At 56.2% G+C, this 23,752-nt stretch carries 16 protein-coding genes; 7 read left to right on the forward strand and 9 right to left on the reverse strand.

From position 1 onward, the window contains the following. Positions 1-7 precede the first annotated feature (7 nt). Entirely contained in the window at positions 8-4,468 is a 4,461-nt protein-coding gene (gltB, locus tag PYW49_RS09560) for a glutamate synthase large subunit (protein WP_320386325.1), read from the reverse strand. A 687-nt stretch (positions 4,469-5,155) separates the two neighbouring features. Between gltB and PYW49_RS09565 the strand changes: the two genes are divergently transcribed. After that, positions 5,156-6,097 carry a TIGR01212 family radical SAM protein gene (locus PYW49_RS09565; protein WP_320386592.1) on the forward strand — a complete coding sequence of 314 codons (942 nt, stop codon included), beginning with the start codon at positions 5,156-5,158 and terminating at the stop codon, positions 6,095-6,097. Here PYW49_RS09565 and PYW49_RS09570 read toward each other — a convergent pair. Next, positions 6,077-7,579: a helicase HerA-like C-terminal domain-containing protein gene (locus PYW49_RS09570; protein ID WP_320386326.1), complete on the reverse strand. Its 1,503-nt coding sequence runs from the start codon at positions 7,577-7,579 to the stop codon at positions 6,077-6,079. The two genes, PYW49_RS09565 and PYW49_RS09570, sit on opposite strands and share 21 nt — an antisense overlap. Positions 7,580-7,716: 137 nt before the next feature. On the opposite strand from PYW49_RS09570, the gene PYW49_RS09575 reads away from it, so the two are divergent. Further along, the gene (locus PYW49_RS09575) at positions 7,717-9,354 is read left to right on the forward strand and encodes a dihydroxyacetone kinase subunit DhaK (protein WP_320386327.1); all 1,638 of its coding nucleotides are present in this window, start codon (positions 7,717-7,719) and stop codon (positions 9,352-9,354) included. A 45-nt stretch (positions 9,355-9,399) separates the two neighbouring features. Here PYW49_RS09575 and ahr read toward each other — a convergent pair whose 3' ends face one another. The 5 genes from ahr to pepA all read right to left on the reverse strand — a co-directional run bounded on the left by ahr (position 9,400) and on the right by pepA (position 16,057). Further along, positions 9,400-10,419 (reverse strand): NADPH-dependent aldehyde reductase Ahr, encoded by a 1,020-nt coding sequence (ahr, locus tag PYW49_RS09580; RefSeq protein WP_320386328.1) that lies wholly within the window; start codon positions 10,417-10,419, stop codon positions 9,400-9,402. 83 nt (positions 10,420-10,502) lie between these two features. Continuing rightward, positions 10,503-11,006, reverse strand: a complete 504-nt coding sequence (locus PYW49_RS09585; RefSeq protein WP_134347393.1) for a GNAT family N-acetyltransferase — start codon at positions 11,004-11,006, stop codon at positions 10,503-10,505. A gap of 123 nt (positions 11,007-11,129) precedes the next feature. Beyond that, the gene (locus tag PYW49_RS09590) at positions 11,130-13,985 is read right to left on the reverse strand and encodes a valine--tRNA ligase (RefSeq protein ID WP_320386329.1); all 2,856 of its coding nucleotides are present in this window, start codon (positions 13,983-13,985) and stop codon (positions 11,130-11,132) included. Beyond that, a complete protein-coding gene (holC, locus tag PYW49_RS09595) occupies positions 13,985-14,428 on the reverse strand; it encodes a DNA polymerase III subunit chi (RefSeq protein WP_134347395.1) in 444 nt (147 codons plus the stop codon). The genes PYW49_RS09590 and holC overlap by 1 nt, the downstream gene beginning before the upstream one ends. 117 nt (positions 14,429-14,545) lie before the next feature. Then, on the reverse strand, positions 14,546-16,057 hold the full coding sequence (gene pepA, locus PYW49_RS09600; protein ID WP_023309366.1) for a leucyl aminopeptidase: 1,512 nt from the start codon (positions 16,055-16,057) through the stop codon (positions 14,546-14,548). Between the two features lie 266 nt (positions 16,058-16,323). Between pepA and lptF the strand changes: the two genes are divergently transcribed. The 5 genes from lptF (at position 16,324) to mtgA (ending at position 22,583) form a co-directional block, all read left to right on the forward strand. Beyond that, the gene (lptF, locus tag PYW49_RS09605; RefSeq protein WP_320386330.1) at positions 16,324-17,424 is read left to right on the forward strand and encodes an LPS export ABC transporter permease LptF; all 1,101 of its coding nucleotides are present in this window, start codon (positions 16,324-16,326) and stop codon (positions 17,422-17,424) included. Continuing rightward, positions 17,424-18,506 (forward strand): LPS export ABC transporter permease LptG, encoded by a 1,083-nt coding sequence (gene lptG, locus PYW49_RS09610; protein ID WP_134347397.1) that lies wholly within the window; start codon positions 17,424-17,426, stop codon positions 18,504-18,506. Before lptF ends, lptG begins: the two co-directional genes overlap by 1 nt. 135 nt (positions 18,507-18,641) lie before the next feature. Further along, entirely contained in the window at positions 18,642-20,975 is a 2,334-nt protein-coding gene (gene arcB / locus PYW49_RS09615; RefSeq protein WP_320386331.1) for an aerobic respiration two-component sensor histidine kinase ArcB, read from the forward strand. 232 nt (positions 20,976-21,207) lie between these two features. Further along, on the forward strand, positions 21,208-21,861 hold the full coding sequence (gene elbB / locus PYW49_RS09620) for an isoprenoid biosynthesis glyoxalase ElbB (protein WP_320386593.1): 654 nt from the start codon (positions 21,208-21,210) through the stop codon (positions 21,859-21,861). Further along, positions 21,858-22,583 carry a monofunctional biosynthetic peptidoglycan transglycosylase gene (mtgA, locus tag PYW49_RS09625; RefSeq protein ID WP_320386332.1) on the forward strand — a complete coding sequence of 242 codons (726 nt, stop codon included), beginning with the start codon at positions 21,858-21,860 and terminating at the stop codon, positions 22,581-22,583. The genes elbB and mtgA overlap by 4 nt, the downstream gene beginning before the upstream one ends. 38 nt (positions 22,584-22,621) lie before the next feature. Here mtgA and npr read toward each other — a convergent pair whose 3' ends face one another. Both npr and rapZ read right to left on the reverse strand, forming a co-directional pair. Next, complete coding sequence (gene npr, locus PYW49_RS09630; protein ID WP_003861872.1) at positions 22,622-22,894, reverse strand: PTS phosphocarrier protein NPr; 273 nt, start codon at positions 22,892-22,894, stop codon at positions 22,622-22,624. Beyond that, positions 22,891-23,745 carry an RNase adapter RapZ gene (rapZ, locus tag PYW49_RS09635; RefSeq protein ID WP_047347692.1) on the reverse strand — a complete coding sequence of 285 codons (855 nt, stop codon included), beginning with the start codon at positions 23,743-23,745 and terminating at the stop codon, positions 22,891-22,893. The genes npr and rapZ overlap by 4 nt, the downstream gene beginning before the upstream one ends. Between the last annotated feature and the right edge of the window lie 7 nt (positions 23,746-23,752).

A 23,752-nucleotide genomic window follows, 5' to 3' on the forward strand; every position in this document is an offset into this window, starting at 1 on the left:
GAATTCCTTACTGCGCCTGCACACGCAGCTCTGCTGCGCTACGACTACGGTGACCCAACAGGGCTTTAACATCGCTGGACTTCGGTTTAACCAGCGCGAATTTCGCTGAGAACGCCGGCCAGTTCGCCAGGATCTCTTCGCCGCGCGAAGAACCGGTATGCTGCACGTGTTCGGTAATCAAACCGCGCAGGTGTTCTTCGTGGATGGCCAGCGTATCAACGTCCAGCACTTCCACCAGTTCCGGGTTCACGCGTTTGCGGAACTCACCGTCTTCATCCAGGACGTACGCAAAACCGCCCGTCATGCCTGCGCCAAAGTTCACGCCGGTTTTACCCAGGACGCAAACAATCCCGCCCGTCATGTATTCACAACCGTTATCGCCAATGCCTTCCACTACGGTGATAGCACCGGAGTTACGCACCGCAAAACGTTCACCTGCACGTCCCGCTGCAAACAGACGACCGCCGGTCGCGCCGTACAGGCAGGTGTTACCGATGATGCTCGCTTCATGGCTGCGGAAGGCTGAGCCGACCGGAGGACGCACCGCCAGCAGACCGCCCGCCATGCCTTTACCGACGTAGTCGTTGGCATCGCCAGTCAGGTACAGCTCAACGCCACCTGCGTTCCACACGCCAAAGCTCTGACCCGCAGTACCGCTGAAGTGTGCGGTGATCGGATCCGCTGCCAGCCCCTGGTCACCGTGCGTTTGCGCGATGTAGCCGGAGAGGGACGCACCCACGGAACGGTCGGTGTTGCGGATATCAAACCAGAACGTTTTGCTCTGCTTGTCGTCCACGTACGGTTTCGCCTGCTGCAACAGCTGCGCGTTCAGCACGCCGTTATCGAACGGCGGGTTGTTCTCGGTGCAGTAAACCGCTTTGCCAGGATGCGGCTGCGCGGTTTCCAGCAGGTTGCCCAGCTCCAGCTTCTGCTGCTTGGCGGTGAAACCTTCCAGCTCTTTGAGCAGATCGGTACGACCAATCAGGTCCACCAGGCGCTTCACGCCCAGCTGCGCCATCAGCTCGCGGGTTTCACGGGCGATGAAGTCAAAGTAGTTGGTCACTTTGAACGGCAGGCCGTGATAGTGGTTCTTACGCAGCTTCTCGTCCTGGGTCGCAACACCGGTTGCGCAGTTGTTCAGGTGGCAAATACGCAGGTATTTACAGCCAAGCGCAACCATTGGGCCGGTACCGAAGCCGAAGCTTTCAGCACCCAGAATCGCTGCTTTGATGATGTCGAGGCCGGTTTTCAGGCCGCCATCCACCTGCAGGCGGATCTTGTGACGCAGACCGTTAGCCACCAGCGCCTGCTGGGTTTCTACCAGGCCAAGCTCCCACGGACAACCCGCGTATTTCACGGAGGAGAGCGGGCTTGCACCGGTGCCGCCGTCGTAGCCGGCGATGGTGATGAGATCCGCATAGGCTTTCGCCACACCGGTGGCGATGGTACCAACGCCCGGTTCGGAAACCAGCTTCACGGAGATCATCGCTTTCGGGTTGACCTGTTTCAGGTCGAAAATCAGCTGCGCTAAGTCCTCGATAGAGTAGATATCATGGTGCGGCGGCGGGGAGATCAGCGTCACGCCCGGTACCGAATAGCGCAGTTTGGCGATGTACGGGGTAACTTTATCACCCGGCAACTGACCGCCTTCGCCCGGTTTAGCACCCTGAGCAACTTTAATCTGAATCACGTCGGCGTTAACCAGGTACGCCGGCGTCACGCCAAAACGACCGGATGCCACCTGCTTGATACGTGACACTTTGTTGGTGCCGTAACGCGCCGGATCTTCACCGCCTTCGCCGGAGTTGGAGTTACCGCCGATGCTGTTCATGGCTTCCGCCAGCGCCTCGTGGGCTTCAGGACTCAGCGCGCCGATGGACATCGCCGCGGTGTCGAAGCGTTTGAACAGTTCGGATGCAGGTTCAACCTCGTCAATGCTGACCGCTTCATCACCCGGATTGAGGGCAATGAGGTCGCGCAGCGTCGCTGCCGGGCGGTTGTTGACCAGCTCAGCGTACTGCTGATAATCACTGTATTCGCCGCTCTGAACCGCCTGCTGCAGCGTGCGCACCACGTCCGGGTTGTAAGCATGATACTCACCGCCGTGAACGTATTTCAGCAGACCGCCCTGATCCAGCGGCTTGCGTGCCAGCCAGGCGCGTTTTGACAGGTTCACCAGATCCTGCTGGAAGTCAGCAAAACCGGCGCCGCCAATGCGGCTGACCACGCCCTGGAAGCAGAGGTTGGCTACCTCGTCATGCAGACCGACCGCTTCAAACAGCTTCGAGCAGCGGTAGGAAGCAATGGTCGAGATGCCCATTTTGGACATGATCTTGTACAGACCTTTGTTGATGCCGTTACGGTAGTTCAGCATCACTGCACGGTAGTCTTTGTCGATCGCGCGGGTATCCACCAGACGGGCCAGCGTTTCGTAGGCCAGGTATGGATAAATCGCCGTCGCACCAAAGCCTAACAGCACGGCAAAGTGGTGCGGGTCGCGGGCGCTGGCGGTTTCAACAATGATGTTGGCATCGCAGCGCAGGCTTTTGTCGACCAGACGCGTCTGGATAGCACCTACCGCCATTGGCGCAGGGACAGGCAGACGGTTTTTCGCGATATTACGGTCAGAAAGCACCAGCAGAACGGTACCGTTACGTACCATCTGTTCGGCTTTGTCACACAGCGCATTCACCGTCTCTTCGAGGCTCGATTCGTTCACGTCAAACGTAATGTCGAGCGTGTCGGCGCGGTAGTGCTCCTCTTTCATGGTGGTGAGCTGTTTAAAATCAGAGTACAGCAGGATCGGCGATTTAAAGGTCAGACGGTGCGCCTGGCCTTCGGCTTCGCAGAAGACGTTCATCTCGCGACCAATGCTGGTGGCCAGCGACATGACGTGCGCTTCACGCAGCGGGTCGATTGGCGGGTTGGTGACCTGCGCGAACTGCTGGCGGAAGTAGTCATAAATGATGCGCGGCTGGCTGGAGAGCACGGCAAACGGGGTATCGTCACCCATGGATCCGACCGCTTCCTGGCCGTTTTCACCGAGCACGCGAATAACAGAGTCCAGCTCTTCCGCGCTGTAGTTAAACTGTTTCTGGAAGCTCGCAAGCATGTCGTCGTCCAGTTCGCGACGACCCACTTCTTCATCCGATAAATCTTCGAACGGCACGAGGCGACGCACGTTCTTCTCCATCCACTCTTTGTACGGATGGCGGCTTTTCAGATCGTGATCGGTTTCGGCTGAGTGCAGAATGCGCCCACCGCGAGTATCGATAACCATCAGCTCGCCCGGGCCGACGCGGCCCTTCTCGACCACTTCGTCAGGCTGGTAATCCCAGATACCGACTTCAGAGGCGCAGGTGATGAGCTTGTCTTTGGTGATGACGTAGCGCGCAGGACGCAGGCCGTTACGGTCCAGGTTACAGGCAGCAAAACGGCCGTCGGACATAACGATGCCCGCCGGACCATCCCACGGCTCCATATGCATGGAGTTAAAGTCGAAGAACGCGCGCAGCTCCGGATCCATATCCGGGTTGTTCTGCCAGGCCGGCGGCACGAGCAGACGCATGGCGCGAACGATGTCCATCCCGCCCGCCAGCAGCAGTTCCAGCATGTTATCCATGGAGCTGGAGTCAGAGCCGGTTTCGTTCACGAACGGCGCGGCATCGTGCAGGTCAGGGATCAGTGGCGTCTGGAATTTATAGGTACGGGCGCGGGCCCACTGGCGGTTACCGGTAATGGTGTTGATCTCGCCGTTGTGCGCCAGATAGCGGAACGGCTGAGCCAGCGGCCAGCGAGGTACGGTGTTGGTGGAGAAGCGCTGGTGGAACAGGCAAATGGCCGATTCCAGACGCAGGTCCGCCAGGTCCAGGTAAAAGCGCGGCAGGTCAGCCGGCATACACAGACCTTTATAGATGTTCACCAGGTTAGAGAGGCTACAGACGTAGAACTCTTTATCGTCCTGGAGACGTTTTTCAATGCGGCGGCGAGCGATGAACAGACGGCGTTCCATATCACGTGGACGCCAGCCCGCAGGCGCATTAACGAAAATCTGTTCAATGCGAGGCAGCGAGGAGAGGGCGATTTCACCGAGCACCCCTTCGTTGGTTGGCACATTACGCCAGCCGACAATAGACAGGGTTTCACGCTGAAGTTCTTCTTCGACGATGCGGCGTGAGGCAGCAGCCTTTTCAGGATCCTGGTTCAGGAACAGCATACCGACAGCGTAGTTTTTGGCTAAACGCCAGCCGCGCTCTTCCGCCACGATGCGGAAGAAACGATCGGGTTTTTGCAGCAGCAGGCCGCAACCGTCGCCGGTTTTACCATCGGCAAGGATGGCGCCACGGTGCTGCATTCGGGCCAGTGCGTGAATAGCAGTACGCACTACCTTGTGGCTAGGTTCGCCTTCTATGTGGGCGATCAGGCCGAAACCACAGTTATCCTTCTCAAGGGATTTATCGTACAACATATCAGTGAACCTCCCCAGGCTCGTCGGGCTTCCCACTGAACTTTACCGTGGCGCACAGGCGCAGAAAGAGCATGGCGACGGGGTTTGCGTTTCATACGCGGACCTCGCATTCGCCCTCTTTTTCATCCTTTCGCGCAGGTAAACAAGTTTGAGGACTTGCTTCAGAGGGAATCTCAATTACTGCATAAATATGATGAGCAGGCCGCTCATCCAGAAAGCTTCCAGCGGATTTCCAAGTTATCGGGAATTGGTACACAGGTCAAATGGCAATCTTATTTATACAAAAATGTGCTAAAGAGGTGCTATCTATTTGTATATAAACAGTATTTAACTAATTTTACATTGATTGTATGCCCTGGCAGGACGCAGCGGAGTGTGATCTGACTCACTATATGAAAGCGGTATTATCGATGCAGCGTGCTGAATAGCAGATTTATAGCAGAATAATAATCTGGTGCGAGGTGTGAACCCGCATAAAGTCACTGTTTTTCAGTGTGGGCACTATAAATAAAAAAAACCATCAGAACATAAGGAAAAGTAATTACGGATTGCGTGAATGAAATTGCAGTAATCTTGATTATTTATTCATATAGATAAAGGCCGCCCGGGACGATTGATCCAGGTCATCGCCGACAGAGGCTAAAAATGGCAGGCTTGTCCCCTTTCTCCGGGACGGTCTATCAGATTATGCAGTTACAGAAATTAGTCAATATGTTTGGTGGGGATCTTTTGCAGCGTTATGGGCAAAAGGTTCACAAGCTGACGCTGCACGGCGGTTTTAGCTGCCCGAATCGCGATGGCACCATCGGGCGCGGCGGCTGCACTTTCTGTAACGTGGCTTCGTTCGCCGACGAGGCGCAGCAGCATAACTCCATCGCGGAACAGCTTGCCCATCAGGCAAGCCTGGTCAACCGCGCCAAACAATATCTGGCCTATTTTCAGGCCTACACCAGCACATGGGCGGAAGTGCAGGTGCTGCGTTCCATGTATCAGCAGGCGGTCACTCAGGCCAATATTGTCGGACTGTGCGTGGGGACGCGCCCGGACTGCGTGCCGGACGCGGTGCTGGACCTGCTCAGCGAGTATAAAGATCAAGGCTATGAGATCTGGCTGGAACTGGGTTTACAGACCGCGCATGACAAAACCCTGCGCCGAATCAACCGTGGCCATGATTTCGCCTGCTACCAACGCACTACGCGTCTGGCGCGCGAGCGCGGGCTAAAAGTCTGCTCGCACCTGATTGTCGGGTTGCCTGGCGAAGGTCAACAGCATGGCCTGGAGACGCTGGAAAAAGTGGTTGAGACCGGCGTGGACGGTATCAAGCTGCACCCGCTGCATATCGTGAAGGGCAGCATCATGGCGAAAGCCTGGGAAGCCGGTCGGTTAAACGGCATCGAACTCGACGAGTATACGGTGACGGCGGGAGAGATGATTCGCCATACGCCGCCGGAGATTATTTACCATCGCATCTCCGCCAGCGCCCGCCGCCCAACGCTTCTGGCACCGCTATGGTGTGAGAACCGCTGGACGGGGATGGTGGAAATCGACCGCTATCTGCAGGAGAATGGCGTACAGGGCTCGGCGCTTGGCCGCCCGTGGGTTCCCCGTCTACCGACGACGACCGCCTAACAAACTCCCCAGCATACCGCGCACTATCTGATTCGTGACCTGCCGTGCAGCACTTTTCGCCATGGTCTGCACCACGCCATCACGCTTGCCGCCGCGCGGCCCGGTGCTGCCGAACAGGATGTCTTTGAGTCCACCGAGAATACCGTCATCCACCGCGACAGACTGCCCTTTAGCGGCAGGCGCATCCTGCGATTCCGTTGTCGACTGCACGCCTTTTTGCAGCATCTCGAACGCAGACTCCCGATCCACCTCGTCTTCATATTTTCCGTATACCGGCGAGTGGTTAATCAGGCCGTTGCGCTCGTCGTCCGTCACTGGCCCCATGCGCGAGCAGGGGGCGATCACCATTGCGCGTTCCACAACGGACGGGCTGCCCTTGGCATCAAGGAACGAGATCAGCGCTTCACCGGTGCCTAACGCCTGAATCGCTGTTTCGGTATCAAAGGCAGGATTGGTGCGCATGGTTTGCGCCGCGGCTTTCACCGCTTTTTGATCTTTCGGCGTAAAGGCGCGCAGGGCGTGCTGCACGCGGTTGCCGAGCTGGCCCAGTACGTTGTCCGGAATATCCGACGGGTTTTGCGAAACAAACCAGACGCCGACGCCTTTGGAGCGGATCAGGCGAATGACCTGTTCAATCTTATCCAGCAGGACCTGCGGCGCGTCGTTGAACAGCAGATGCGCTTCGTCAAAGAAGAACACCAGCTTCGGTTTTTCCAGATCGCCCGCTTCGGGGAGCTGCTCGTAAAGCTCTGAGAGCATCCACAGCAGGCTGGCGGCGTAGAGTTTCGGCATCTGGTAGAGCTTCTCTGAGCTCAGAATGTTGATGATGCCTTTGCCGCTGCTGTCGGTGCGCATCCAGTCTTTGATATCCAGCATGGGCTCGCCGAAGAAGTGTTCAGCCCCCTGTTGCTCCAGGGTCAGTAATCCGCGCTGAATGGCTCCCACCGACGCGCTGCTAATATTGCCGTACTGGTTCTGGAAGGATTTCGCGTTATCGCCGATGTATTGGGTAATGGCCCGCAGATCTTTGAAATCAAGCAGCAGCAGACCCTGGTCATCGGCAATGCGGAAGATAATATTCAGCACACCGGACTGCACGTCGTTGAGGTTAAGCAGGCGGGCCAGCAGCAGCGGGCCGAGATCGGAGACAGTGGCGCGTACTGGGTGACCTTTCTCGCCGAAGATGTCCCAAACAACCACCGGGTTGCTGCGTGGGGTCCAGTCCGTGATGCCAATATTCTTCAGCCGTTCGAGCAGTTTTTCAGAGGCGGTACCCTCCTGAGCCACACCGGTTAAATCGCCTTTCACGTCAGCCATAAAGACCGGTACGCCAATCTCTGAAAGCGACTCCGCCAGCTTTTGCAGGGTCACGGTTTTCCCCGTCCCGGTCGCACCGGTGATCAGACCGTGGCGGTTCGCCATCGCGGGCAATAAATACAGCTCTTTTTCCAGCGTCCGGGCAATTAACAATGGTGTACTCATGATGCGCTTCCTCTCTTAGTCCTGGGTGCAGTATAGGCAACCTGACGGCAATTTGGCTGAGTAAATTGCTGACTTTGCGGCGCATTATCCAGCGCGGACTATGCTTTTGCATACGGTTCATAAAATAGTGGGAAACTATGTCCAGATTCTTCTTTAACGACCGCAAACAGCTGGTCAACGATGCCATTGAAGGCATACTGCTCTCTGCACCGCACGCCAACCTTGTCAAACTCGATGTCGATCCGGCCATCAGGATCGTCGCGCGCGGCGACTGGGACAAAAGCCGTGTGGCGGTGATCTCTGGCGGTGGCTCAGGCCACGAACCCGCGCACGCCGGGTTTGTCGGTAAAGGCATGTTGACGGCGGCAGTGTGTGGCGATCTGTTTGCCTCGCCGAGCGTGGATGCGGTATTGAATGCCATCGTCGCGGTCACGGGCGATCGCGGCTGCTTGCTGATCGTCAAAAACTATACCGGTGACCGCCTGAACTTCGGCCTGGCGGCTGAAAAGGCCAAGCGCTACGGTCTGAAGGTGGAGATGGTGATTGTGGCGGACGACATCGCGCTGCCGGATAACAAGCAGCCGCGCGGTATTGCCGGTACGGCACTGGTACACAAAATTGCGGGCTATGCGGCGGAGCACGGGAAATCGCTGAGTGAAGTGCGGGATATTGCGCAGCAGGCCTGCGACAACCTCTGGAGCCTGGGCGTGGCGATGCAAACCTGTAACCTGCCGGGCAGCGACGATGAAGAGGGGCGCATTAAACAAGGCCGCGTCGAGCTGGGTCTTGGCATTCACGGCGAGCCCGGAGCTTCCGTGGTGGATACGCAAAACAGCAAAGCGATTATCGACACGCTGGTGGCACCGTTGAGGGCGCAGGCGGGTAAGGGGCGCTTTGCGGTATTGATTAACAATCTTGGTGGCGTATCGGCGCTGGAGATGGCGCTGCTGACGAAAGAGCTGGCGCACTCGGCACTGAAAGAGGAGATCGCCTACCTGATTGGCCCTGCACCGCTGGTCAGCGCGCTAGATATGAAAGGTTTTTCTCTGACGCTGCTGAAGCTCAACGATTTCTTCGAAAAGGCGATTCACGCCGAGGTCGAAACGCTGGGCTGGCAGAAGCCGGTGGCGTTTGCACCGCTGCGTACCGTGGCGCATAGCGCCATTCATGATCGTGTGGAATACGCCCCATCAGTCAATCCGCAGGTTGGTGAGTATGTCGCCTCGGTAACGAAGACGCTGATCCAGCTAGAAAATCGTCTTAACGCGCTGGATGCAAAAGTGGGGGATGGTGATACCGGCTCTACCTTTGCGCAAGGTGCCCGGGATATTGCGCAGCGCCTGGAGGAGGACAAACTTCCACTTAATGATGTGTCGACGCTACTGTTGCTGGTGGGCGAGCGGCTGGCCACGGTGATGGGCGGATCGAGCGGGGTACTGATGTCGATCTTCTTTACCGCGGCCGGGCAAAAGCTTCACGATGGACAACCGCTACCGGAAGCGTTGCTGAGCGGTCTGGCGCAGATGAAGCAGTACGGCGGGGCGGATCTCGGCGATCGCACGCTGATCGATGCGCTGCAACCGGCGCTGGAAGCCTTGCAGAAAGGCGATCTTCAGGCGGCAGCGCTGGCGGCACAACAGGGGGCAGAGGCAACGGCGAAAATGGAGAAAGCCGGTGCAGGGCGCTCATCGTATGTGAACAAAGAGAATCTGGACGGCGTGATGGATCCGGGAGCGGTCGCGGTGGCAGAGGTGTTTAACACGTTAGCGAAATAGCAAAGTAGGCCGGGTAAGGCGAAGCCGCCACCCGGCACAATCACATCAAAAATCCGCTTTCAACACCACGCGATAACGAGCTTTGCCGTCGCGCACATGCTGGATGGCTTCGTTGATTTTCGACATCGGATACAGCTCGGTGGTTGGGGCCACTTTGGTGCGTCCGGCAAACTTCATCAGCTTGCGCAACTCATACGGCGTACCGGTTGCGGAACCGGACACGCTGCGATCCCCGCCGATCAGGGTAAACGCCGGAACCGGCAGCGGCTTCATGACTGCCCCTACGGTGTGGAAGTTGCCGCCGTAGGCCAGTGCTTCAAAGTACGGCTGCCAGTTGAGATCGACGTTAACGGTGTTAATGATCAGGTCAAACTGCCCCGCCAGCGCGTTCAGGGCTTCAGGATCGCGGCTGTTCACGACTTTATCTGCACCCATTGCCAGCACTTCTTTCTCTTTGGCTGGGTTCGAGCTGAACGCCGTGACTTCACAGCCCATCGCGTGCAGCAGTTTGATGGCGATATGCCCCAGGCCGCCAATACCGATGACGCCCACGCGGCTGGTAGCGGTAATATGGTGCATCAGCAGGGGTTTGAAGACGGTGATACCGCCGCACAGGAGCGGACCGGCGGATTCGATATCAATGCTGTCCGGCAGCGGGATGACCCATTGCCAGTCGGCGCGTAGTTTGTCGGCAAAACCGCCTTTGTTCAGAATGGTGGGAACGGCGCCTTCGAGGCAGTTGATCTGATTCCCGCTGATACAGGCATCGCAGTGGCCGCAGCTACGTGCCGTCCAGCCAATGCCCACGCGCTGGCCCACTTTCAGCCCTTTGTCCTGCGCGGCGCTACCGAGCGCCACGACGCGGCCAATGACTTCGTGCCCGGCAACCAGTGGATAGCTTGAAAAGCCCCATTCGTTGTCGATCATCGAGAGATCCGAGTGGCAGATCCCGCAGTAATCAACCTGTACTTCGACGTCTTCTGCTTTTAGTTCGCCCGCATCGTATTCGTACAGCTCAAGCTCTGCACCCGCCTGCGGTGCGGCGTAGCTTTTTATCGTTGACATCGTGTTTCCCCCGTTGTGGTGTGAACTGAGAGTGTAGAGCATTCAGTTCAGCGCCGCTTAACAGAAGAGGGCAGCAAAGATAATTACAGACTTTTCAGCATCCTGACTTCGCAATCAACGTGGCCGGTACAACCCAGCGGCGCATCAATATGCTCAAAGCCCAGATGTTCATACAGGCCAATGGCTTCTTTGAGGAAGGCGGTGGTTTCGAGGTAACAGCGTTTAAAACCCTGAGTTCGCGCGTGGTCCAGGGCCACCAGCGCCAGCTTTTTCGCCAGACCTTGCCCGCGCGCCGCTGGCAGGAAATACATTTTCTGTAGTTCACAGATATCCGGCTCGCTGCAGCTGAGAGGTGCGACGCCGCCGCCGCCCACCACCTGGCCGTTCTGCTCGATTATCCAGTAGGCATGGCCCGGCTGGCTGTACAGCTGGAACAGCTCGTCCAGATTCGGGTCGGCAACCGTGTAGCCTTTATCAGCCGTCAGGCCATATTCGGCAGAAACCGTACGGATAACGGCGGCGATAGCCGGGTTGTCCTGCACAGCGATCCGACGCATCGTCGTCGCGACGGGGGTAATCACGCTCATAGCATTACTCATTACAAAAATTGACACACAACTGCTGTTAATAGCACCGCAGAAAGGGGAGTGCAAGCGAGGAGTTTTCAGGAAGGATACCCCTTACGCCCTGAAGCGTAAGGGGTAATAGCATTACAGGGCTGCAATTACCGCCTGCTGCTCAATCAGCTTGGTCTTCGCATCGGCGAAGGCAACCAGACGCTCACGCTCTTTCGCGATGACCGCCTCTGGTGCACGGGCGACAAAGCCTTCGTTCGCCAGCTTGCCTTCGATTTTGCCAATTTCCACGTCGACTTTCGCCACTTCTTTCGCCAGACGAGCCAGCTCTGCGTCTTTGTCGATGAGACCCGCCATTGGGATCAGCAGCTCGGCGCCGTCGATGATTTTGGTCACGGATACCGGACCTTTGTCATCAGCAGGCAGCACGGTGATGCTTTCCAGACGCGCCATGGTTTTCAGGAAGGTGTTGTTCTCGGTGACACGACGAACCGCCGCTTCGCTGCAACCGCGCAGCAGCAGCTCCAGTGGTTTACCCGGGGCGATGTTCATTTCAGCGCGGACGTTACGTACCGCAACGATCGCCTGCTTCAGCCACTCGGTATCCGCTGATGCTGCGTCATCGACTTTCGCCGCATCGAATTCCGGGAACGGCTGCAGCATGATGGTGTCAGCATTGATGCCTGCAATGACCTTCACGCGCTGCCAGATGGTTTCGGTGATAAATGGAATGACCGGATGCGCCAGGCGCAGCAGACCTTCCAGAACGGTGATCAGCGTATTACGCGTGCCGCGCAGCTCTGCTTCGGTACCGCCGTTCATTACCGGTTTCGCCAGCTCCAGATACCAGTCGCAGAACTGGTTCCAGGTGAATTCATACAGTATGCCCGCCGCGATATCGAAGCGGTAGCTGTCCAGCGCCTCGCGGAACGCTTTCACCGTCTGGTTGAATTCCGCCAGGATCCAGCGGTCTGCCAGAGACAGCGTCATGTCGCCGCCGTTGAAGCCGCAATCCTGATCTTCCGTGTTCATCAGCACGAAGCGGCTGGCGTTCCACAGTTTGTTACAGAAGTTACGGTAACCTTCCAGGCGCTTCATGTCCCAGTTAATGTCGCGGCCGGTCGAGGCCAGTGCTGCCAGGGTGAAGCGCAGGGCGTCGGTACCGTGCGGTTCAATCCCGTTCGGGAACTGCTTCTCGGTGCGCTTGCGGATTTTCTCAGCCAGCTGAGGCTGCATCATGTTGCCGGTACGTTTTTCCAGCAGGTCTTCCAGAGAGATACCGTCAACCATGTCCAGCGGGTCAATCACGTTGCCCTTGGACTTGGACATCTTCTGGCCTTCGTCGTCGCGGATCAGACCGGTCATGTAGACGGTATGGAACGGAACCTGCGGCTTGCCGTCTTCGTCTTTGATGAAGTGCATGGTCATCATGATCATGCGGGCAATCCAGAAGAAGATGATGTCGAAACCGGACACCATCACGCTGGTTGGGTGGAACTGACGCAGCGCGTCGGTATTTTCCGGCCAGCCGAGCGTGGAGAAGGTCCACAGCGCAGAGGAGAACCAGGTGTCCAGCACGTCTTCGTCCTGACGCAGGGCAACATCCGCGCTCAGGTTGTTTTCCTGACGCACTTCGTCTTCGGTGCGGCCAACGTAGACATTGCCTTCGTTGTCGTACCATGCCGGGATGCGGTGACCCCACCACAGCTGACGGGAGATACACCAGTCCTGAATATCGCGCATCCAGGAGAAGTACATGTTTTCGTACTGCTTCGGCACGAACTGGATGCTGCCGTTCTCAACCGCTTCAACAGCCGGTTTCGCCAGCACGTCGGCACGCACGTACCACTGGTCGGTCAGCATTGGCTCGATAACCACACCACCACGGTCGCCGTATGGCACAGTCAGGTCGTGAGGTTTGATCTCTTCCAGCAGGCCGAGAGCATCTACTGCAGCAACAATCGCTTTACGCGCGGCAAAACGTTCCAGCTTCTGGAACTCAGCCGGAATGTCGCTGGAGTAGACGTCGGATTCTTCACCTTTGGTGTCATACACTTCTGCGCTTTCGCGGATATCGCCGTCGAAGGTCAGAATGTTGATCATCGGCAGGGCGTGACGACGACCGACTTCGTAGTCGTTGAAGTCGTGCGCCGGGGTGATTTTCACGCAGCCGGTGCCTTTTTCCATGTCGGCATGTTCGTCGCCCACAATCGGAATACGGCGGTTAACCAGCGGCAACACCACGAATTTGCCGATCAAATCTTTATAACGCGGATCTTCCGGGTTAACGGCGACACCGGTATCGCCCAGCAGGGTTTCTGGACGGGTCGTCGCGACCACCAGGTAATCTTTACCGTCTGCAGTTTTTGCACCGTCGGCCAGCGGATAGCGGATATGCCACATGGAGCCTTTAGACTCGCGGTTTTCCACTTCCAGGTCGGAGATTGCGGTACGCAGTTTCGGGTCCCAGTTTACCAGGCGCTTGCCACGGTAAATCAGGTCTTCTTTGTAGAGGCGGACGAAGACTTCTTTAACGGCGTTGGACAGGCCTTCATCCATGGTGAAGCGCTCGCGCTCCCAGTCCACGGAGTTACCGAGACGGCGCATCTGACGGGTAATGGTGCCGCCAGATTCCGCTTTCCACTGCCAGATTTTGTCGATGAACGCGTCGCGACCATAGTCGTGGCGGGTTTTCCCTTCTTCAGCGGCAATTTTACGCTCAACCACCATCTGGGTCGCGATACCCGCGTGGTCAGTCCCCGCCTGCCACAGGGTGTTTTTACCCTGCATGCGCTGGTAGCGGATCATGGTGTCCATGATGGTCTGCTGGAAAGCATGACCCATATGCAAACTGCCGGTGACGTTCGGCGGCGGGATCATGATGCAGAAGGACTCTTTGCTTTCATCGCCGTTAGGCTTGAAATAGCCCTGCTGTTCCCAGTGCTCGTAAAGCGGCTGTTCGATATCGCGTGGGTTATATGTCTTTTCCATTATTTCCAGGTTGCCGTATTCAGGTTAAAACCAGCCAGGCGGTACGCTTTATAGCGTTCGCGCGCCAGTTGTTTCAAAGATTCTTCGTAAGGGACAAAGTCTACCACTTCTGTGAAAGCGGTGGCAAAATCTGCAAAATCTCTCCGCAGGCTAATCAGAATATCGCGCGCGCTGCTGTTGCGCTTTTGCGGCCAGGCAATTTCTACCGGTGCGCCGCCGCGTGGACCTTCGCCTGACAGGTTATGCGGCACAAAACTCTCCGGCGGGCGCGCCCACAGCGCTTCGTCAAGACGGATAGCCTGCTGTTCATCTTCACAGGCAATCAGAACGCGTTTACCTGCGCGCCAACGTTCTGCGGCAATTTCACACACCAGCTGTTCAACGGCGCTGAGGCCATCCTGGTGGGTGTCGTTGTCCAGAAGGTAGAACGTTGCATTCTTCATATATGGGGCTTCTTGTCGTGGATTTAAATGCAAAGCCGGGTGGCGCTGCGCTTACCCGGCCTAGGGTGAGTGACGTTGTAGGCCGGGTAAGGCGAAGCCGCCACCCGGCGCTTTACATCACTCGTCGCCGTTAAAACCCGCACGATTGAGCAGGAACTGCGACAGCAGCGCCACCGGACGACCGGTTGCGCCTTTGGCCTTACCGGAGCGCCATGCGGTGCCCGCGATATCCAGGTGCGCCCAGTTGTACTTGCGGGTGAAGCGTGCCAGGAAGCAGCCCGCGGTGATCGCCCCGCCAGGACGTCCGCCGATGTTTGCCATATCCGCAAAGTTAGATTCCAGCTGATCCTGATACTCGTCACCCAGTGGCAGACGCCATGCGCGGTCACCGGCCTGCTCCGAGGCACCGATAAGCTCGTGCGCCAGCGGATTATGGTTCGACATCAGGCCAGTGATGTGGTGGCCCAGCGCAATCACACAGGCGCCGGTGAGCGTGGCGACGTCAATCACCGCTTCCGGCTCGAAGCGCTCAACGTAGGTCAGCACGTCACAGAGTACCAGACGGCCTTCGGCGTCGGTGTTCAGTACTTCAACCGTCTGCCCGGACATGGTGGTCAGGACGTCTCCCGGACGATAAGCGCGACCGCCAGGCATGTTTTCGCAGCCTGCCAGTACACCAATCACGTTAATCGGCAGCTGAAGCTCCGCTACCATGCGCATCACGCCATAAACCGCCGCCGCGCCGCACATGTCGTACTTCATCTCATCCATGCCTTCGGCAGGCTTGATGGAAATACCGCCGGAGTCGAAGGTCAGGCCTTTACCGACGAGCACGATAGGGCGCGCGTCTTCGGACGGATTGCCCTTGTACTCGATAACGGACATCAGGGATTCGTTCTGAGAGCCGTTACCGACCGCCAGATAAGAGTGCATCCCCAGCTCTTTCATCTGCTGTTCGCCGATGACGCGGGTAATGACATTCTTGCTGTAGGCGTCAGCCAACTGACGCGCCTGCGAAGCCAGGTACGCGGCGTTACAGATGTTAGGCGGCATGTTGCCGAGATCTTTGGCGGCTTTAATGCCGGCAGCAATGGCCAGACCATGCTGAATGGCGCGCTCGCCGCTGGTCAGCTCGCGACGGGTTGGCACGTTAAAGACCATTTTACGCAGCGGACGACGCGGCTCGCTTTTATTGGTCTTCAGCTGATCGAAGCTGTACAGGCTCTCTTTTGCCGTTTCGACCGCCTGGCGCACTTTCCAGTAGGTGTTACGCCCCTTAACGTGCAGCTCTGTCAGGAAGCAGACGGCTTCCATTGAACCGGTGTCATTCAGCGTATTAATCGTTTTCTGAATCACCTGCTTATACTGACGTTCATCCAGCTCGCGTTCTTTGCCGCAGCCAATCAGCAGAATACGTTCTGACAGTACGTTCGGAACATGGTGCAGTAACAGCGTCTGCCCAGGTTTGCCTTCCAGTTCGCCACGGCGCAGCAGGGCGCTAATATAGCCGTCACTGATTTTATCGAGTTGCTCGGCGATCGGGGAGAGTCGGCGTGGTTCAAAGACGCCCACAACGATGCAGGCACTCCGCTGTTTCTCCGGGCTACCGCTTTTTACACTGAACTCCATGCACTACGCTCCTGAATCTTAAAGACAACGGCGGCAGCTACGGATAGAATTGAAACCTTTCGTAACTCATGTCCGCTGTTGTGGTGACTTCGTGTTAATCTTACGTTACTACGGTTTCGACACGTCAGAAAAAGTCCTGAAGCGTGAATCCGCCGGATGTTTTAATCTTAGCGATGATTTCGACGACTCAAGAGAATAAATGACGTTTAAGCCATGAAACAAGCGAAATTCCTGCAAAGAGACGGGTTTTTACGGGCGTATTTAAAGTGATAATCATAAGATATCTGGTGCGGGAGACGCTCAAAAGCCAACTGGCGATCCTCTTCATCCTGCTGCTGATTTTTTTCTGTCAGAAGCTGGTTAAGATCCTCGGTGCGGCCGTTGACGGCGAAATTCCAACGAATCTGGTGCTTTCCCTGCTTGGTTTAGGGATCCCGGAAATGGCGCAGCTTATCCTGCCGCTAAGTCTTTTCCTTGGTCTGCTCATGACGCTTGGGAAGCTCTACACCGAGAGTGAAATCACGGTGATGCATGCCTGTGGCCTGAGCAAAGCCGTACTGGTGAAAGCCGCCATGATACTGGCGTTGTTTACGGGTATTGTTGCGGCGGTGAATGTGATGTGGGCGGGCCCCATGTCTTCCCGTCATCAGGACGAAGTGCTGGCCGAAGCGAAAGCAAACCCCGGCATGGCGGCGCTAGCTCAGGGGCAGTTCCAGCAGGCGACCGACGGAAACTCAGTGCTGTTCATTGAGAGCGTTGACGGCAGTAAATTTAACGATGTATTCCTGGCGCAGCTGCGGACTAAAGGTAATGCGCGTCCGTCGGTGGTCATCGCAGACTCTGGTCAACTTGCGCAGCGCAAAGACGGTTCACAGATCGTGACGCTGAATAAGGGGACCCGTTTCGAAGGCACCGCAATGCTGCGTGACTTCCGAATTACGGATTTCCAGAACTACCAGGCCATTATCGGCCATCAGGCTGTGGCGCTCGATCCAACGGATACCGAGCAAATGGACATGCGTACCCTGTGGAATACCGATACCAACAGAGCGCGCGCTGAGTTCCACTGGCGTATTACTCTTGTCTTCACCGTGTTTATGATGGCACTGATTGTTGTTCCGCTGAGCGTGGTGAACCCTCGTCAGGGACGCGTGCTCTCTATGCTGCCGGCGATGCTGCTTTACCTGATCTACTTCCTGCTGCAAACCTCGATTCGCTCCAACGGCGCGAAGGGTAAGCTGGATCCCATGGTCTGGACATGGTTCGTCAACAGCTTGTACATCTTACTGGCGCTGGGATTAAACCTGTGGGATACGGTGCCTGTGCGCCGCATACGTGCCCGATTCTCGCGTAAAGGAGCCATCTAATGCAGGCGTTTGGCGTTCTCGATCGCTATATCGGTAAAACCATTTTTACCACCATCATGATGACGTTGTTCATGCTGGTGTCGCTCTCAGGCATTATCAAATTTGTCGATCAGTTGAAAAAAGCCGGGCAGGGGAGTTATGACGCGTTGGGCGCGGGGATGTATACCCTGCTCAGCGTGCCGAAAGATGTGCAGATCTTCTTCCCGATGGCGGCGCTACTGGGTGCGTTGCTGGGGCTGGGTATGCTGGCGCAGCGCAGTGAGCTGGTTGTTATGCAGGCATCGGGTTTTACCCGTATGCAGGTCGCGCTGTCGGTAATGAAAACTGCGATCCCGCTGGTGCTGTTGACCATGGCGATTGGTGAGTGGGTAGCACCTCAGGGCGAACAGACGGCGCGTAACTACCGTGCTCAGGCGATGTACGGTGGGTCTCTGCTTTCCACTCAGCAAGGGTTATGGGCGAAAGATGGCAAAAGCTTCGTCTACATCGAACGTGTGAAAGGCAACGATGAGTTAGGCGGTGTCAGTATCTACGCTTTCAACGATCAGCGCCGTTTGCAGTCCGTCAGACACGCCTCTTCTGCGAAGTTTGACCCTGAAAATAAGCAATGGCGTTTGTCCCAGGTTGATGAGTCTGACCTGACAGATCCGAAACAGATCACCGGGTCTCAGACGGTGACCGGCACGTGGAAGACTAACCTCACGCCCGATAAGCTCGGCGTGGTGGCGCTGGATCCGGACGCGCTCTCCATCAGCGGTTTACACAACTATGTGAAATACCTGAAGTCGAGCGGGCAGGATGCGGGACGTTATCAGCTCAATATGTGGAGCAAAATCTTCCAGCCGATGTCTGTGGCGGTGATGATGCTGATGGCGCTGTCGTTTATCTTCGGCCCGTTGCGCAGTGTGCCGATGGGGGTACGCGTCGTGACCGGTATCAGCTTCGGTTTTGTGTTCTACGTGCTCGATCAGATCTTCGGTCCGCTGACGCTGGTGTATGGCATTCCGCCGATTATTGGTGCACTGCTGCCGAGCGCCAGTTTCCTCCTGATTAGCCTCTGGCTGCTTCTGAAACGCTCCTGATTGACCTCTCCTCGCTTCCGGTTAGCCGGGAGCGAGGCTAATCTCCTGTTTCACCCCGCATTTTTTCTCACATCCTTCAACGCCCCGTCGCGAATTTGAGTATTATTGAGCGATAAAGTCGTGAAGGGATCCTCTATGAAGCAAATTCGAATGCTTGCCCAGTACTACGTCGACCTGATGATGAAGCTCGGGCTGGTGCGTTTCTCCATGCTGCTGGCGCTGGCGCTGGTTGTGCTGGCCATTGTGGTGCAAATGGCCGTCACCATGGTTCTGCATGGTCAGGTCGAAAGTATCGACGTCATCCGCTCTATCTTCTTTGGCTTACTCATTACCCCCTGGGCGGTCTATTTCCTCTCCGTCGTCGTTGAGCAACTGGAAGAGTCCCGCCAGCGCCTGTCAAAACTGGTCGACAAACTGGAGGAGATGCGCGAGCGCGACCTGAAGCTCAACGTTCAGCTCAAAGACAACATTGCGCAGCTGAATCAGGAGATTTCAGATCGTGAGAAGGCGGAAGCCGAGCGTCAGGCCACGCTGGAGCAGCTGAAAGTCGAAATGAAAGAGCGTGAGGTCACGCAGATCCAGCTCGAGCAGCAATCCTCTTTCCTGCGTTCGTTCCTTGATGCCTCACCGGATCTGGTGTTCTATCGTAATGAAGATAAAGAGTTTTCCGGCTGTAACCGGGCGATGGAGCTGCTCACCGGGAAAAGCGAAAAGCAGCTGATTCACCTGAAGCCGCAGGACGTTTACTCCGAAGAGGCGGCCGCCAAGGTCATGGAGACGGACGAAAAAGTGTTCCGCCATAACGTCTCACTGACCTATGAACAGTGGCTGGATTATCCGGACGGACGTAAAGCCTGCTTCGAGATCCGTAAGGTGCCCTATTATGACCGTGTGGGGAAACGCCACGGCCTGATGGGCTTTGGCCGCGATATCACCGAGCGTAAGCGCTATCAGGATGCCCTTGAGCGCGCCAGCCGTGACAAAACCACCTTCATCTCGACCATCAGCCACGAACTTCGTACGCCGCTTAATGGCATTGTCGGGCTGAGCCGTATTCTGCTGGATACCGATCTGACCGCAGAGCAGGAAAAATACCTCAAAACCATTCATGTCTCGGCGGTCACGCTGGGTAATATCTTCAACGATATTATTGATATGGATAAGATGGAACGTCGTAAAGTTCAGCTTGATAACCAGCCTGTTGATTTCACCAGCTTCCTTGCCGATCTGGAAAACCTCTCCGGCTTGCAGGCGCAGCAGAAGGGGTTGAGCTTTGTCATGGATCCCACCCTGCCGCTGCCGCATAAAGTGGTGACTGACGGTACGCGACTGCGCCAGATCCTGTGGAACCTCATCAGCAACGCGGTGAAATTTACCCAGAAGGGGAAGGTAGCGGTGCGTATCCGCTATGACGAAGGCGACATGCTGCACTTCGAGGTGGAAGACTCCGGGATGGGTATTCCGCAGGAGGAGCAGGACAAAATTTTCGCGATGTACTACCAGGTGAAGGACAGCAATGGCGGGAAACCCGCCACCGGTACAGGCATTGGCCTGGCGGTGTCAAAACGGCTGGCGAAGAGTATGGGTGGCGATATCACCGTTGCCAGCCTGCCGGGCAAAGGATCAACCTTCACGCTGACGGTCCATGCGCCGGCGGTGGCGGAAGAGGTTGAGGATACCTTTGATAACGACGACATGCCGCTGCCTGCGCTGCACGTCCTGCTGGTGGAAGATATTGAGCTGAACGTGATTGTGGCGCGCTCTGTGCTGGAAAAATTGGGCAACAGCGTCGATGTCGCGATGACGGGTAAAGCCGCTCTGGAGATGTTTAAACCGGACGAATACGACCTCGTTCTGCTGGATATTCAATTACCGGATATGACCGGGCTGGATATCTCGCGTGAACTAACGCGCCAGTACGCGGCCGATGAACTGCCGCCGCTGGTTGCGTTGACGGCGAACGTACTGAAAGATAAAAAAGAGTATCTCGATGCCGGTATGGACGATGTACTCAGCAAGCCGCTGGCGGTGCCTGCTCTGACCGCCATGATTAAGAAGTTCTGGGATACCCATGATGAAGAGGAGAGCACCATGACGTCTGTTGATAGCGCAAAAGCCCAAACGATACTCGATACGGGAATGCTTGAGCAGTACATCGATCTGGTTGGTCCAAAACTGATTACCGACGGTCTGGCGGTGTTCGAAAAAATGATGCCTGGCTATCTGAGCGTGCTGGAATCAAACCTGACCGCCCGGGACCAGAAGGGCATCGTGGAAGAAGGACATAAAATCAAAGGTGCAGCCGGCTCGGTCGGTTTACGCCACCTGCAGCAGTTGGGTCAACAGATTCAGTCGCCTGATTTACCTGCCTGGGAAGATAACGTGGGTGATTGGGTTGAAGAGATGAAACAAGAGTGGCAAAACGATGTTGCAGTTCTTAAAGCCTGGGTCGATGCCAGAAAAAAATGACCCCGGCTTAACCGGGGTGCGCGAATACTGCGCCAACACCAGGGAAATCGTGGCTGCGCCTGTTTTTTAAAGTTATTTTCGAAAAGGCGCCGCCTGAAAAATTTAGGCCGCACGCAGATAAGATAGCAAATCTTAAATGGTTTGTTACATGAATCAGTGAAATGTGTGAAGCATAGCGTTTTAATCAAAATTATTAATGTGCTTCAGCAAGTTGCAGAAAAGGATCGTCATGATGAAAAAGATTGGTGTCGTGCTGAGCGGATGCGGTGTTTACGATGGTTCTGAGATACATGAAGCCGTCATCACGCTGCTGGCTTTGGCAAAACAGGGAGCAGAGGTTATTTGTTTTGCGCCAGACAAAAATCAGGCGGATGTAATTAATCATCTGACCGGTGAGCCGATGGCGGAAACCCGTAATGTACTGATTGAAGCCGCGCGTATTGCGCGAGGTGATATCCATCCTCTTATTCAGGCAGACGCCGCTGAGCTTGATGCGTTAATTGTGCCGGGTGGGTTTGGCGCTGCTAAAAATCTCAGCACCTTTGCCGCGCAGGGTGCGGAGTGTCAGATCGATCCTCATCTAAAAACGTTGTCGCAGGCCATGCACGCGGCGGGAAAACCGCTGGGCTTTATCTGCATCGCCCCGGCCATGCTGCCCAAAATTTTTGATTTCCCGCTGCGCCTGACTATCGGGACGGATATTGATACCGCAGAAATCGTCGAGGAAATGGGGGGCGAACACGTCCCGTGCCCGGTAGATGATATTGTGGTTGATGAAGATAACAAAATTGTCACCACGCCTGCCTATATGCTGGCGCAGAATATTGCAGAGGCCGCCTCAGGTATTGAAAAGCTGGTGGCTCGCGTGCTGGTGCTCACTGAATGAGACGTCAATTTGGCGCAGGCGCATGGGTGAAGCGTATTCTCTTGCGCATCGTTCTTGTGCTGGCGGTATTCTGGGGAGGCGGGCTGGCTTTATTCAGCATTATGCCGGTTCCGTTCTCTGCCGTTATGGTTGAGCGCCAGCTCGGCGCGTGGCTCACCGGCGATTTCAGCTATGTGGCCCACTCAGACTGGGTGAGCATGGACGCGATCTCACCGTTCATGGGGCTGGCGGTCATCGCGGCGGAGGATCAGAAATTCCCGGAGCACTGGGGGTTCGACGTTGCGGCCATTGAAAAGGCACTTGCCCATAACGAACGCCACGAAAACCGCGTGCGAGGCGCGTCAACGCTGTCACAACAGACGGCCAAAAACCTGTTTCTGTGGGATGGGCGAAGCTGGGTGCGAAAAGGGCTGGAAGCGGGGCTGACCCTGGGGATGGAAACAGTCTGGAGCAAAAAGCGCATCCTGACCGTCTATCTCAACGTCGCTGAATTTGGTGACGGCATATTTGGTGTGGAAGCTGCCGCACAGCGTTATTTTAATAAACCGGCCAGCCGTCTGAGTATGTCAGAAGCGGCACTCCTGGCGGCTGTTTTACCTAATCCCATCCGCTTTAAAGCCAGTGCCCCATCAGGGTACGTGCGAAGCCGACAGGCGTGGATCATGCGCCAGATGCGTCAGTTGGGAGGGGAAGGGTTTATGGAGCGCAATAAATTAATGTAGGGCGGGTAAGCGTAGCGCCACCCGCTGAATAGCAGACCTTAATCTTCGTCGAACCCTGCGTTAAACAAGGCAATCACCGCCGCCAGCGCTTCCTCTTCCTGAGGGCCGGTGGCTTCTACTTCAATCTGGCGCCCTTTGGCGGAATCCAGCATCAGCAGCGCGATCACGCTGTTTGCTTCCGCTTCGGTACCTTCGTCATTCCGCAGCAGAACCTCAGCATCGAAACCCTGCATCAGCTCAAACAGTTTCATCGCCGGGCGTGCATGCATGCCCAGCTTGTTGGTGATCTCAACGGTTTGTTTTACGGTCATGTTTTACGTTTTTCCAGCGTGCGATGACGGGACTGAACGTTCTTCCCGCGCGAGCGGAAATAGTCGGCCAGCTGTTCGGCGATGTAAACCGAACGATGTTTACCGCCGGTACAGCCAATCGCCACCGTCAGGTAGCTGCGATTGTTTGTCTCCAGCATTGGTAACCATAGCTCAAGGTAGCTTCGCGTCTGGTAGATAAAATTGTGAACTTCTGTGTGCCTGTCGAGGAAGGCCGCGACGGGCTTATCCAGACCGGTCATTGGACGCAGTTTCGGATCCCAGTGCGGGTTCGGCAGGAAGCGCACATCGAAAACATAATCCGCATCAATCGGGATACCGTGCTTAAATCCAAAGGATTCGAACACCATCGTCAGTTCGCGCTCGCGCTTGCCCAACAGCCGGGTACGCAGCATTTCCGCCAGCTCGTGAACGGACATCTCCGAGGTGTCGACAATCAGGTCGGCACGAGAGCGCAGCGGCTCCAGCAGATCGCTCTCTTCATCGATAGCGCTCTCCAGAGAGAGGTTCTTACTGGAAAGCGGGTGCAGACGACGGGTATCGCTGTATCGGCGGATCAGGGTATTACGGTCTGCATCAAGGAACAGCAGCTGAGGCGAAAACGCCTCAGGCAGGTTACTCATCGCCTGCTCAAAAATTTCTGGCGATTCAGGCATATTACGAACGTCGATACTGACGGCGGCAGAGGTTTGTCTTTCCGCAAGCGTCCGAGCCAGGTCGGGCAATAACACGACCGGCAGGTTATCTACGCAGTAAAAACCCATGTCTTCCAGCGCGCGCAGAGCAACGGATTTCCCCGACCCTGAACGGCCACTGACAATCATCAGCACCATGTTCCGT

It is taken from the genome of Enterobacter chinensis, from assembly GCF_034008295.1.
Classification (GTDB): domain Bacteria; phylum Pseudomonadota; class Gammaproteobacteria; order Enterobacterales; family Enterobacteriaceae; genus Enterobacter; species Enterobacter chinensis.